Here is a 12,093-nt window from a genome sequence, read left to right on the forward strand (position 1 = left end):
TGGCATAGTGTGCGCCCCCGCGCAAGGCGGGGCCAGATTCGGAGAACGGGGAACGATGGCGGATAGGCAGGGTTTCTTCCGGCAGGTGATCGCCTGCCTGCGCGAGGCGTCGGCGACCGGCCTGATGTCGGACAAGGGCGCCGAGGTGCTCACCGGCCTGTCGGGCCGCGCCACGGTGGGGGCGCTGCAGCGCATGGCGGGCTTGTTCCGGGGCCGCAACGACGTCTGCTACCTGGAGATCGGCGTGTTCCAGGGCCTGTCGCTGTTGTCGGTGGCGCTGGAAAACCCCGATCTCGCCTGCTTCGGCATCGACAATTTCTCGCTGCTCGACCCCAAGGGCGAGAACCTGGGCATCGTCAGGGACCGCACCGCCCGGCTGGGTCTGGCCAACGCCACCCTGATCAACGAGGATTTCGAGGCGGCGCTGGCGGCGCTGCCCCAGCGCCTGAATGGTCGCAAGGTCGGCGTGTTCCTGATCGACGGCGCCCACGACTACCGCTCGCAGCTGATGGCGCTGCTGCTGATCAAGCCGCATCTGGCCGAGAACGCGGTGATCGTGGTCGATGACGCCAACTATCCCGACGTGCGCCAGAGCACCCGCGACTTCCTGCTGTCGCACCCCGAGTTCAGGATGGTGTTCGAGGCCTATTCCCCCGGCCACCCGGCCAATCTGGACAAGGCCACCCTGGCCAAGTTCGAGGACGGCTTCCTCAACGGCATCAACGTGCTGGTCAAGGACCCCGAGGGCAGCCTGCCCGAGATGCTGCCGCCGGTGCCCGACTCCCGCCTGCTCTACGTCAACGAATGGCTGGTGCACCGCCACCGCCTTGCCGAGCTGGCGCCCGAGGCCCTGGCCCTGGCCCAGGCGATGCTGGAGGGCAGCGACCCCGCTCCGCTGCTGGAGCGCCTGAGGGCCGGCGTCACCGCCGAGATGGCGGCGCGCTTCCCCGACCGCAACCTGCATTCCGCCGGCCTGACCGAGGGGCGCTTTACTTCGTTTTCGTAACGAAGGGCCGGACGACGGGGGCAAGCACCTCGTACATGCGCCGGATGGCCGGCTCGCCGGGGTGATAGTCGCCCTCGGACGCCAGCGCCATGGTCCCGGCATTGGCGTCGCGCACCGCCGCGGTGAAATCCACCATTGGAACGCCTTGCGCCGCCGCCCATTCCGCCAGGATGGCCAGCGCGGCGGCGCGGCCGTCGTCGATGGCGCTGGCGAGCGCCGGATCGGTGATGCCGGGGCGGTAGATCTGCCCCCCGTTGGGATAGTAGGCGAGCACGAAGGCGGCGCCGGCGGCGCGGCTACGCCCCGCCATGTCGTCCAGCGCCTGCAGCGCCAGCGCCCAGTCCGGACGGGGCGGCACGGCGGGCGAGAGATTGCCGGACGGCAGGCGGACGGTGCCCCGCGGCAGCGCCACCGCGACCTCGCCGCCGGCGTCCCCCCGGCGCGTCGCCTGGACCAGCACGTAGGGCAGGTTCCACGCCACGGTGGCGACCCACGAGCGGTCCAGCGGCGGCGGCGGCACGTCGCGGGCCGGCGCACTGCCGAGATAGTCGCGCCAGTCGCCGCCCACCGCCCGCAGCCGGGCATAGGCCTGGGAATCGGTGACGTCGTTGCAGAGGCAGAACGTAAACACCACCACCTTGGGCGACCGGCCGGACTCGACCACGTGGCGCACCAGGGCGTCGCGGGAATGGGGCGGGCCGTAGCCGTTGAAGCCGAGATTGAGGGCGGGGATCCCGTCCTGGCGGAACAGGGTCGCAAGATCGGTCGGGCTGTTGACCGCGATGGTCACCGAATCGCCCAGCAGCACCACATCGGGCGAGCCGGCCAGGGCCTCGGGCGGGTTGCGGTAGCCCTGCGCATCGGGCACCAGCCACGGCTGGCCGGGAAAGCGGCTGCCGGGGATGTAGGAATACAATTGGCCCGACCCGATGATGGAGGCGGTGGTCAACATGCCGCGCTCGGCGGCCAGGCGCTGGCGGGCGTCGGGCGGCAGCAATGCCACCACCGCATGGGGCAACCAGGTCTGGGACAGCCGCAGCACCCCCTCGACGCCGGCACCGGCCAGCAGCAGGTTGAGCAGCGCCACATTGACCAAGCGGCGCCCGCCGGGCCGCGCCGCCAGCACGGCGACGGCCACTGCGAAAGCGGCACAGGTGGCGGCAACCGCGATGCGGACGATCGAAGGCGGGGTCCCGGCGGCCAGCGCCGGGTCCAGGGCGCGCAAGGCCACCGCGGCGCACAGCCCGATCAGGGCCAGCGACGGCAGCACCGCGATGAAGGGGCGCGAGCGACGCCGGCGGATCATGGCTACAGCCAGTCCCCGCCGGTGAGGGCGAACATCTGCCCGGTGACGAACCGGCTCCACGGTCCCAGCATCCAGATCATCAGCGCCGCCGCCTCGGCCGGGTCGCCGCCGCGCTTCAGGGGCACCAGGGCGGCGCGCTGCTCCATGTCCTCGGGGGTCTTGTCGTGCCAGCGCTGGTGGAACCCCGAGGCGATGAATCCCAGCCGCACCCCGTTGACCAGGATGTCGTGGGGCGCCCCCTCGCGGGCCAGGCCCTGGACCATGCATTCGGTACCGCGCTTGGCGATGGCGTAGGGCATGCTCATGGCGCTGCCGCCGTGCAGCGCCGATTCGGTGCCGTTCAGCAGGATGCGCCCGCCGGTTCCCTGCGCCTTCATCCGCGCCATGGCGGCCCGGGCCAGGAAGAACGGCTGGTCCAGGTTGACCGCCATGTCGCGGCGCCAATCGGCCTCGGGCATGTCCTTCCAGTGGCCGCTGAAATGGATCGCCCCGGACAGGCAGACCAGGGCGTCGATGCCGCCGGCGCGGGCGGCGAACTCATCGACCAGGCCGATGCAGTCGGCCTCGCCGGCGAAGGGGCGGACCAGCGGCATCACCCGGGAATCGGCGCTGTCGAATTGCTTGCTGGCGCCGTGGGCGCCGATGGTGATGCCGGGCGAGGCCTCCAGCAGCATGGCCACCAGGGCGCGCCCCAGCCCGCCGGTGGCGCCGGCGACCAGGATGCGGGTGCCGGGCTCCAGGCGGGGGCTCCAGTCGGGGCGGCGGAAGGGGGTCACGGCGCCTGCTCCTGTTTGCGAAAGACGAACAGATGATGCCGGTACCACAGCATGGTGTCGATGCGCTCGGACTCCAGGGTGGCGCCGGCCTGCGCCGCCCAGGCCAGGATGTCGGCGCGTTTGGGAAAACTGACCCATTGGCGGGCGAGCACGAGGTCGTGCACCAGGCTGGCGAGGACATAAGGAAACGGCCCCTCGGCCATGTCCTTGACCAGCAGCATCCCGCCCGGCCGCACCCGCGCGGCAGCCTCGGCGATCACCTGGGGCCGCGCCGATTCCGGGACATGGTGAAGCAGGTCGATTACCGAAACCACGTCGAACAGGCCGTCGGGCCAATTCTCGCCGACATTGCGGTGGTGGAATTCCAGCATACCTTCGGGCAGGCGCGCGGCGGCGCGGCGCGCCAGATCGATGGCGGCGGCGGCGGCATCGAAGCCGACGCCGCGGGCGATGCGGCCGCTGCCCGCCAGCAGCGCCAGGAACAGCCCGCCGCCGCAGCCGACATCCAGCACCGTGGCCCCCGGCGGCACCGCCTCGACCAGGACGTGGAAGGGGCAGATGCGGGGGCGATAGACCTGCAGCGCACGGTACAGGGGCGAACCCTCGGGGAACAGCCGTCGGGCCAGCTCCATCATGGCGCGAGCATCGACACTCATGGCAATACGGTTCCCTTGCCGGCGATCCGGCGCAGCACCGTCCAGCCATTGATCTCGGCTTCGGCGCGGAAGGGGAAATCGAGGCCGCCGATCTTGCCGGCCTCGGGCGTGCGCACCACGATGTAGTCGGGACTGGGTTCCAGCAGGGTAAGGCCGGCGATCACCGCGGCGCTGTCGCCCCGCATCCAGTCCTCGCCGATGGCGAAGGCGGTTTGGCGCTGGCGCAGAGCCCACCGGAAATAGTCGAGCTTCAGCCCGTGACCGAGCAGGTAGGGCAAGGCGACCGCCCGACCGGAACGCGACGCGATCTCGCGCCGCACCGTCAAGGTGGAAAAGTCGGGAATCGGCGTGGTCTCGCCGCGATATTCAAGCGGCAGCAGCACCGAGCCCGGTGGCGTATTGGCACGAAGATAGGCCGCGACCCCCACCCACTTGGCCTGAGCCGAGCGCCCGTGGATGCCGGTCTGGGCGAGATGGGCGAGGTCGGGCAGCCGCGATAGGGTGGAAACCGACGAACCGACCAGCGCGGCCAGGGCCAGCCCGCCGGCCGCCACCCAGCGCACCGATAGTCCGCCATCGACAGCGGCCGATGCCCGCGACCGCCACCACAGCAGGGCGGCAGCGGCGGCCCCGCCGGCAGCATAGAGGCCGGCCCATTGCAGGTGGTTGCCCGGCCCGGCCACGAACAGGGCGCCGATGGCGAAGATGGCGACGGCCTGCTGCCAGGGCGCCGCGGTCCGGCGGGCCCAGCGCAAGACCAGGGCGGTCAGGCCGACATACATCACCACCTGCGGCCCCTGCAGCTGGCGGGCGTAGGGAAACAACAGCAATTGGGGATGCTGCAGGCCGGGCGGAGCGAAATGGACGTACAGCCCGGCCGCCAGCCACAGGCCCAGGGATACCGCCGCCACCAGACGCAGGCGGCGGATCGGGGCCTCGGCCGGGCCGCGCCAGAGCAGGGTGGCCAGGCACAGCGCCACGAACAGCACGTTGCCGATCACCGTCGCCACCAATCCGTCGCGAATGGTGTTGAACGGATCGGCCATGTTCTTGAACCACAGCGTGGTCAGCAGGTGCCACAATTCGGCCCGGTCCGCCGGCGGCGGCGCCACCAGATGGAACAGCACCACATAGGCCGCGCCCAACCCGGCGGCCAGGGTCGCCAGGGCCAGCCTTTGGCGGCCCGGACTGGTCCCGATGGTCAGGGCGGCGATGGCGATGGCGGCGCTGGTCGGGGTCACCTGCAGCGACACCGCGGCCATCACGGCGGCCATCACCATCACCTTGGCCCAACCGCGCCCGGCCAGACCGAAATACAGCAGCCACAGAGACAGCGGCAGGGCCAGGGCGGAATGGTGGAAGTCGGGATCGTGGGCGAAGATCACCTTGTTGGCGACGATCTGGTGGTCGCGCATGAACATCAGCTGGCAGACGGCGCGCTCGGCCAGTCCGTCGAGCCCGAACAGGCGGGCGAAGCGGTCCACCGCCAGGAAGCTGGCCGCCACCATCAGGATGTAGAAGGGCAGCACGAAGCGGTCGTCGAGCCACAGCTCGCCGAACAGACGGGGCAGCAGGTAGAAGGCGGAAAGCTTGTAGGGGGTGCCGGATACCGACAGTGCCAAACCGTGCACGGGATCGTTGGCCAGCGCGTCCGGCATGATCGCCTGCAGGGTCAGGCCGGCATAGTACTGGCTGCTTTCCAGGCCGGGGAAATACTTGATGGCAAGGGCGATGCTGCACAGCGTGATCAGGGCGGCGATCACCCGGCCGGCCGGCCACCCCGACCGGGCACCGGCCAGGGGAAGGGGGCCGATCATCCGGCGACCTCGGCCACCGCCAGGGTCTGCTTGCCCATCAGGAACTGGGCGAAGGGCAGGTGCAGGTACAGTCGGACCAGCCAGGACGCGAACGGCAGCCGCGACCCGACCGAGGTGTAGGGCATGAACCGGCGCTTGAGATGGACGACGCGGAATCCGCTCAGCTCCAGCGCCTCGACCAGCGAGCGGTCGGTGAGGATGGTCTTGTGGTCGATGAAATCGAAATAGGCCGGCCCCACCAGGGCGAAATTGGGCTGCAGCACGATCAGGCGCCCGCCGGGTTTCATCACCGCGCGGACATCGGCCAGCATGGCCAGCACGGAATCGCTGTCGGGCAGGTGCTCAAGGAAATTGCTCATGAAAGCGACATCGAAGCGGCCGCCCAGATCGGCGTCGCGCAGGCTGCTGGCGGCGATGAACTCGACATCGGCGGCGGCGTGGCGGGCATTGTGCGGGTTGGCGTCCACCGCCACCTTGCGCCCTGCGGCGACCTGGTTGATGAAGGTGCAGTAGCCGGCACCGACATCGAGCACGGCGGCGTCGCGGCCGATCCACCGTTGCAGGGTGACGTCGATGATGGCGCGCCAGACACCGTTCATCTGCGCCTTGTGGGCATCGTCGAAACGATGGGAGTACATCGCCTCGAGGTCGGGACTGCTCATGGGGCGCCCCTGGCGGCGGCGCGGCGGCGGATGAAGTCCGGCCACATGCCGAGTATCACCGCGATCATGGCGAAGCCGGTGTTGAAGACGCCCTTCAGGTTGCCGGTGATCTTCGATTCGCCGACACGGCCGCGATAGCTCAAGGGGATCTCGATCATGCTGATGCCGTTCATGCGCGCCGCGATCACCATGTTGGGCAGGAAATGGCTGCGGCCGACATGGAGATCGGGGCGGATGGCGGCGGCCGCCTCGCGCCGCACCAGGCGGAAGGTGCAGCCGCAATCGGTCAGGGAGGCGGTTCCGTAAAGCACCTCCAGCATCTTCGCCACGGCGTAATTGCCCCAGCGCAGGAACCAGCCCATGTTGGCCTCTTCCCAGATCAGCTCGCGGGTGGTGCGGGTGCCGCAAACCATGGCGAAGTCTTCGGCATAGGACAGCAGCTTGACGATGTCGCGGGCGACGAAGGTGCCGTCGGGCTCGCACAGGACGATCAGATCACCGCCGGCCTCGGCCAGACCGCGCTGCAGGGCGTTGCCATAGCCTTGGCGGGGTTCGACGATCACCCGCGCACCGGCGGCGGCGGCCAGTTCGCCGGTGCGGTCGCGGGAATTGTTGTCGACCACCACGATCTCATCGACCAGGGCCTGACCGGCGAAGGTCACCGCCCTAAAATCGCGGATCGCGGTTTCGATATTGGGTTCCTCGTTATAAGCCGGAAAGACCACGCTGACTTTCTGCGAGTTCCACACGGCTACGACCCCCCTTGCCCGAAAAAACCTTAGAACAAACGCTCCGACCAGGTCTTCGGCGTGATGTCGTTGATGATCTCAAGATCCAGGTGGTACTTGAACGGCAGGGTGCCGCGGGTCTTGATATAGTCAATCATCTGCTGCAGGCCGTCACGCAGCGATATGCTTGTCCGGTAACCCAGCAACTGACGCGCCTTGTCGGCGGAACAGGTGGCCAGCTTCACCTCCTGCGGGCGGTCGGGCATGAAGATCGGATCGAGGTTGAAGCGCAGCTGGTTGGCGATGGTCTCGGCCAGTTGCAGAACCGAGACGAATTCCTCGTCGGGGCCGATGTTGATCACCTCGCCCAGCACCTTATTGGAGAACGCCATCTCCTTCAGGCAGAAGACGCAGTCATCGACGAACGAGAAGCACCGCTTCTGCTGGCCGTCACCGTAGATGATGGGCTGACGGTTCTGCAGCATCAGGTTCATCATGATGGCCGCGACGTTGCGGTAGGGGTCGTCGTACTTCTGCCGTGGCCCGATGATGTTGTGCGGCACCGCGATGGTGAACTCGACCCCATGCACCTGGCACAGGTTGCGCAGCACGTCCTCGGCGGCGACCTTGGCGATGCCGTAGGGATCCTGCGGCCGGGTCGGGTAATCCTCGCGGAACGGCACCGCGTTGGTGCCGTAGCGGGCCATGGACGAGCAGAACACGATGCGGCGCACCCGGTTCTGGATGGCGGCGGCGAACAGCGACACCGAGGCACTGAAGATGTTCTGGGTCACCAGATGCGGCGAGAACACCGACAGGCCTTCATAGGCGGTGGCGGCGCAGTGATAGACGACGTCGCAGCCCTTGGTCAGGCGCAGCATGGTGTCGAACTGATTGCAATCGACCTGATGGAATTCGACGGTACTGGGGACGTTGTCGAGCAAGCCGCCAATCATGCTGTCGCAGCCGATCACCTGGTGGCCTTCGGCGATCATGGCATCGGCAATATGAGAACCGAGAAAACCGGCCACTCCGGAAATGAAGATCTTCATGCCGTCCTTGCTGCGCTGGCGTGAATTTTCTGGCTGGTTCCCAGCCTAGCTTCGAACCCAGTCGAAGGTCGTGCTTCGATAAACTACCGCCTCGCCCGCTGTCAACGGCTATGAGCCGTAGAATCGGCGGGCCGCGGCGATACTGGCGGCGGCATCGTGGCGCCAATCCGGCTGTGCAAACATCCGCTGCTCCACCGAGACCCAGCCGGCATATCCGATCGCGCCCAGGGCGGCGGCAAAATCGCCGTGCGGCACGGTGCCCGAGCTGCCGATCACTGCCAGGCCGGGCTCGTTGGCGTGGAAGTGGTCCAAGCTGCCGGCGACGGCCCGGAAGGTATCATTGGCGGTCTCGCCGTTCTCGACCAGCGCCTTGGCATCCAACTGAAGGCCCAGCCCGGGATGGTTCCAGGTGCGCGCCAGGTCCAGGCACTCGGCGGCGGTGTTCAGGAAGTCGGTATCCTTCGGCCCCAGCGGCTCGAAGCACAGCTTGGTGCCGTGCGCCGCCATCACCGGCAGCATTCGGGCGAGGAAGCGGTCGCACTCGGCAGCCGCCTCGGTGGGCGCCATTTCACCCCGGCGCCGGCCGCCGCCATAGATCAGGGTGCGGCCGCCGAGATCGCGGCATACCGCCGACAGGTGGGACAGGAAGGCGATGGTAGCCTCGAATGCCTCCTCGCCCTTGAACAGGCCCAGCCCGGGATGGTCGAAGAACAGGGAATGCAGGCCGATCACCTGTAGGCCGGCGGCCTCGACCTGGCTGCGGTATGTTTCTACCGCCGCGGCGGTGAGCCCCCCCCATGTATCCGACCAAACCCGACTGGGCGCCACCTCCAAGCCCGTGACACCCATTGCGGCGATCTCGGGCAGCAGCTCAGCGTGATCGCCGGGCGGCAGGGCGATGTTGGAAATAGCAATGCTGTCCATCGCGACGTCCCCAAGGAATACCCAGCCCCCGGGGCCGGATTGCCCCTAATCCAGCTCGAAGGCGTTCTTGTAGTCCAGCTTCAGGGCCGGGTCCTGGTCTTCCTTCCTGAGGAAGCAGTTGCCCACCGTCAGCACCTCGATCTCGGACCCCATGAAGCAGCGGAAGGCGTCCTCGGGCGAGCAGACGATGGGCTCGCCGCGGACGTTGAAGCTGGTATTGACCACCACGCCGCAGCCGGTCCTGGCCTTGAACGCCGAGATCAGCGCGTGGTAGCGCGGATTGGTGTCGGCATGGACGGTCTGGACCCGGGCCGAATAATCCACATGGGTGATGGCCGGCACGCTGGAGCGCGGCACGTTCAGCTTGTCGATGCCGAACAGCCTGTTCTCGTCCTCGGTCATGGCGCGGCGGTGCTTTTCCCGCACCGGGGCGACCAGCAGCATGTAGGGCGAATCGCCGTCCAGCTCGAACCACTCGGCCACGTCCTCGCGCAGCACCGAGGGGGCGAAGGGGCGGAAGCTCTCGCGGTACTTGACCTTCAGATTCAGCATCTTCTGCATGGAGGGCGAACGCGGGTCGCCGAGGATGGAGCGCCCGCCCAGGGCGCGGGGGCCGAATTCCATGCGTCCCTGCATCCAGCCCACCGCCTTCTCGTCGGCCAGGGCCTGGGCGGTCCGCTCGATCAGCTGGTCGTCGCTGAGCACGGTGAATTTGGCGCCGGCGGCTGTGAGGCGGGCCTCGATGTCGGCCTGCTCGAACACCGGCCCCAGATACGAGCCGGCCATGGCGTCCTTGCCGCCGCCCGTCACCGTGCGGTTCTGGCCCTTGTGGATGTGGTAGCCGGCCAGGGCGGCACCCAGGGCGCCGCCGGCATCGCCGGCCGCCGGCTGGATCCAGATGTTCTCGAAGATGCCTTCCTTCAGCACCTTGCCGTTGGCGACGCAGTTGAGCGCCACGCCGCCGGCCAGGCACAAATTTTTCGCCCCGGTCTCCTTGCGGATGGAGCGGGCCAGCTTCAGCACCACGTGCTCGGTCACCGCCTGCACCGAGGCGGCGATGTCCATGTGGAACTGGGTCAGCTGGTCCTTGTCGGCCCGGCGCACCGGCTGGCCGAACAGATCGGCGAATTTCTGGTTGGTCATGGTCAGGCCGGTGCAATAGTCGAAATACGACTGGTCCAGCCAGAACGACCCGTCCTCCTTGACGTCGATGACCTTGTCCAGGATCAGCGGGGCGTATTTGGGCTCGCCATAGGGGGCCAGGCCCATCACCTTGTACTCGCCCGAATTGACCTTGAACCCGGTGTAGTAGGTGAAGGCGGAATAGAGCAGCCCCAGGGAATGGGGGAAGTGCAGCTCCTTGTGGATTTCGAGCCGGTTGCCCGAGCCCATGGCCAGCGAGGTGGTGGTCCACTCGCCGACGCCGTCCATGGTCAGCACCGCCGCCTCTTCGAACGGCGAGGGGAAGAACGCCGAGGCGGCATGGGACAGATGGTGCTCGGCGAACAGCAGCCGGCCCATGTGGTCGAAGTCCTTGGCGAAGGTCTTGAACTCCCTGGCCAGCAGGTCCTTCTGGAACAGCTTCTCCTTCAGCCACACCGGGATGGCGGTCCTGAACGAGGCGAAGCCCCGGGGCGCGAAGGACAGGTAGGTCTCCAGCAGCCGCTCGAACTTGAGGAACGGCTTGTCGTAGAACACCACGTGGTCGATCTGGTCCAGGGTGCAGCCGGCCTGCTCCAGGCAATAGCCGATGGCGTGCCGGGGGAAGCGGGCGTCGTGCTTCCGGCGCGAGAAGCGCTCCTCCTGCGCCGCCGCGACGACGCGACCGTCCTCGACCAGGGCCGCGGCGCTGTCGTGATAGAGGGCGGAGATGCCGAGGATCCGCAAGGGCCGCGCGCTCCCTAGAACAGGGTGTAGATGAAGGGCGCCACCGCCGAGCCCTGGCTCAGCACGATCAGGCCGCCGAACACCACCATCATCACCAGGATCGGCAGCAGCCAGAACTTCTTGCGGACGCGCATGAAATGCCAGAGTTCGAGCAGGAACGACATGTCGTGGTCCTTCAGAATTGACGGGTCATGGTCTCGGGGGCCGGGCCGGGCGGAGCGCGCTCGATCCAATAGGAGGGCGCCGCCGGGTCCCGCTCCAGGCGCATCGGGTCCTTGCCGGTGGCCCGCATCAGCAGGCCGATCGGGGTCACGGTGACGAAGAACAGCAGCCCCATCACCAGCGGCGTCACCACGTGGTGCAGCACCAGGCCGAACTTGAACCACAGGATGTTGAGGGGCTTCAGGGCCCGCGGCAGCACCAGCGCCACCGCCAGGAAGCCGGCCGCGGCGCCCAGCGCCCACAGCCGCATCTCGCCGTCGCCGGTCAGCGGCCACAGCCCGATCACCGTGAAGACGACGGCGAAGACGATGCCGAACGAGCGCTCCGAGCCCATCTGGACCGGCGCGGCATGGGCGCCGGTATCGTGGGTCGCTGCCTTGGATGTATCTGCCATGGTCCGTTTGACTAGCCGAAACTGCCGCAGGTGATATCACGTCCGGATTGGCGATGCCACCCGCTGCTCCAGCAGATCGCACAGGGCATGGCCGATCAGGATGTGCATTTCCTGGATGCGGGCGGTGACCGGCGATGGCACCACCACCAGGGGGTCGCACAGGCCGACCATGGCGCCGCCGTCGCGGCCCGACAGGCCGGCGGCAACGCAGCCCAGGGCACGGGCCGCCTCGAGCGCCCTCAGCACGTTGGGGCTGTTGCCTGACGTGCTGATGCCGATGGCGACGTCGCCGGGCCGGGCCAGCGCCTCGATCTGGCGGGCGAACACATGGTCGAAGGAATAGTCATTGGCGCAGGCGGTCAGGATCGAGGTGTCGGTGGTCAGCGCAATGGCCGCCAGCGCCCGGCGCTCGGCGCGATAGCGCACCACCAGCTCGGCGGCCAGGTGCTGGGCGTCGGCGGCGGAGCCGCCATTGCCGAAGAACAGGACCTTGCCGCCCCCGTCCAGGGCGGTGGCGCATGCCTCGACCAGCCGGGCGAAGGGTTCCGCCACCGCGTCGCGGGTGCGGGCGGCGGTCGCCGCGTGCTCGTCGAACTGCTCTGACAGGAATCGGGCGGCGGACAAGGGACCCCTCCACGGGTGGCTTGGTGGTCTTCCTACCCG

At 68.2% G+C, this 12,093-nt stretch carries 13 protein-coding genes; 1 reads left to right on the forward strand and 12 read right to left on the reverse strand.

Annotated features, from left to right (window positions below; translation table 11 throughout):
- The first annotated feature begins 55 nt into the window (after positions 1-55).
- Positions 56-1,006 carry a class I SAM-dependent methyltransferase gene (locus MTBUT4_RS09625; protein ID WP_173979471.1) on the forward strand — a complete coding sequence of 317 codons (951 nt, stop codon included), beginning with the start codon at positions 56-58 and terminating at the stop codon, positions 1,004-1,006.
- Here MTBUT4_RS09625 and MTBUT4_RS09630 read toward each other — a convergent pair.
- From MTBUT4_RS09630 to MTBUT4_RS09685, 12 genes are all read right to left on the reverse strand, one after another.
- Positions 990-2,312, reverse strand: a complete 1,323-nt coding sequence (locus MTBUT4_RS09630) for a hypothetical protein (protein ID WP_173979472.1) — start codon at positions 2,310-2,312, stop codon at positions 990-992. The genes MTBUT4_RS09625 and MTBUT4_RS09630 overlap by 17 nt on opposite strands.
- Before the next feature lie 2 nt (positions 2,313-2,314).
- Positions 2,315-3,088 carry an SDR family NAD(P)-dependent oxidoreductase gene (locus MTBUT4_RS09635; RefSeq protein ID WP_173979473.1) on the reverse strand — a complete coding sequence of 258 codons (774 nt, stop codon included), beginning with the start codon at positions 3,086-3,088 and terminating at the stop codon, positions 2,315-2,317.
- Positions 3,085-3,744 (reverse strand): bifunctional 2-polyprenyl-6-hydroxyphenol methylase/3-demethylubiquinol 3-O-methyltransferase UbiG, encoded by a 660-nt coding sequence (locus tag MTBUT4_RS09640; RefSeq protein WP_173979474.1) that lies wholly within the window; start codon positions 3,742-3,744, stop codon positions 3,085-3,087. The genes MTBUT4_RS09635 and MTBUT4_RS09640 overlap by 4 nt, the downstream gene beginning before the upstream one ends.
- A complete protein-coding gene (locus MTBUT4_RS09645; protein WP_173979475.1) occupies positions 3,741-5,561 on the reverse strand; it encodes a hypothetical protein in 1,821 nt (606 codons plus the stop codon). The genes MTBUT4_RS09640 and MTBUT4_RS09645 overlap by 4 nt, the downstream gene beginning before the upstream one ends.
- The gene (locus MTBUT4_RS09650; RefSeq protein ID WP_173979476.1) at positions 5,558-6,223 is read right to left on the reverse strand and encodes a bifunctional 2-polyprenyl-6-hydroxyphenol methylase/3-demethylubiquinol 3-O-methyltransferase UbiG; all 666 of its coding nucleotides are present in this window, start codon (positions 6,221-6,223) and stop codon (positions 5,558-5,560) included. The genes MTBUT4_RS09645 and MTBUT4_RS09650 overlap by 4 nt, the downstream gene beginning before the upstream one ends.
- Positions 6,220-6,972 carry a glycosyltransferase family 2 protein gene (locus MTBUT4_RS09655; RefSeq protein WP_371737753.1) on the reverse strand — a complete coding sequence of 251 codons (753 nt, stop codon included), beginning with the start codon at positions 6,970-6,972 and terminating at the stop codon, positions 6,220-6,222. Before MTBUT4_RS09655 ends, MTBUT4_RS09650 begins: the two co-directional genes overlap by 4 nt.
- Positions 6,973-7,001: 29 nt before the next feature.
- Positions 7,002-8,003, reverse strand: a complete 1,002-nt coding sequence (locus MTBUT4_RS09660) for an NAD(P)-dependent oxidoreductase (RefSeq protein WP_173979478.1) — start codon at positions 8,001-8,003, stop codon at positions 7,002-7,004.
- A 108-nt stretch (positions 8,004-8,111) separates the two neighbouring features.
- On the reverse strand, positions 8,112-8,927 hold the full coding sequence (locus MTBUT4_RS09665) for a sugar phosphate isomerase/epimerase (protein ID WP_173979479.1): 816 nt from the start codon (positions 8,925-8,927) through the stop codon (positions 8,112-8,114).
- Between the two features lie 45 nt (positions 8,928-8,972).
- Entirely contained in the window at positions 8,973-10,814 is a 1,842-nt protein-coding gene (locus MTBUT4_RS09670) for a carbamoyltransferase (RefSeq protein WP_173979480.1), read from the reverse strand.
- A gap of 14 nt (positions 10,815-10,828) precedes the next feature.
- Complete coding sequence (locus tag MTBUT4_RS09675; protein ID WP_173979481.1) at positions 10,829-10,978, reverse strand: DUF5989 family protein; 150 nt, start codon at positions 10,976-10,978, stop codon at positions 10,829-10,831.
- Between the two features lie 11 nt (positions 10,979-10,989).
- Complete coding sequence (locus tag MTBUT4_RS09680; RefSeq protein ID WP_217424144.1) at positions 10,990-11,430, reverse strand: SxtJ family membrane protein; 441 nt, start codon at positions 11,428-11,430, stop codon at positions 10,990-10,992.
- Between the two features lie 36 nt (positions 11,431-11,466).
- Positions 11,467-12,054, reverse strand: a complete 588-nt coding sequence (locus tag MTBUT4_RS09685; RefSeq protein ID WP_173979482.1) for a D-sedoheptulose 7-phosphate isomerase — start codon at positions 12,052-12,054, stop codon at positions 11,467-11,469.
- Positions 12,055-12,093 lie beyond the last annotated feature (39 nt).

It is taken from the genome of Magnetospirillum sp. UT-4, assembly GCF_902729435.1.
Taxonomy (GTDB): domain Bacteria; phylum Pseudomonadota; class Alphaproteobacteria; order Rhodospirillales; family Magnetospirillaceae; genus Magnetospirillum.

Coding starts and splice junctions, on each gene's coding strand:
- MTBUT4_RS09680 (WP_217424144.1), bottom strand. CDS start 11,430: ATGGCAGATACATCCAAGGCAGCGACCCACGATACCGGCGCCCATGCC.
- MTBUT4_RS09650 (WP_173979476.1), bottom strand. CDS start 6,223: ATGAGCAGTCCCGACCTCGAGGCGATGTACTCCCATCGTTTCGACGAT.
- MTBUT4_RS09675 (WP_173979481.1), bottom strand. CDS start 10,978: ATGTCGTTCCTGCTCGAACTCTGGCATTTCATGCGCGTCCGCAAGAAG.
- MTBUT4_RS09645 (WP_173979475.1), bottom strand. CDS start 5,561: ATGATCGGCCCCCTTCCCCTGGCCGGTGCCCGGTCGGGGTGGCCGGCC.
- MTBUT4_RS09630 (WP_173979472.1), bottom strand. CDS start 2,312: ATGATCCGCCGGCGTCGCTCGCGCCCCTTCATCGCGGTGCTGCCGTCG.
- MTBUT4_RS09660 (WP_173979478.1), bottom strand. CDS start 8,003: ATGAAGATCTTCATTTCCGGAGTGGCCGGTTTTCTCGGTTCTCATATT.
- MTBUT4_RS09625 (WP_173979471.1), top strand. CDS start 56: ATGGCGGATAGGCAGGGTTTCTTCCGGCAGGTGATCGCCTGCCTGCGC.
- MTBUT4_RS09665 (WP_173979479.1), bottom strand. CDS start 8,927: ATGGACAGCATTGCTATTTCCAACATCGCCCTGCCGCCCGGCGATCAC.
- MTBUT4_RS09640 (WP_173979474.1), bottom strand. CDS start 3,744: ATGAGTGTCGATGCTCGCGCCATGATGGAGCTGGCCCGACGGCTGTTC.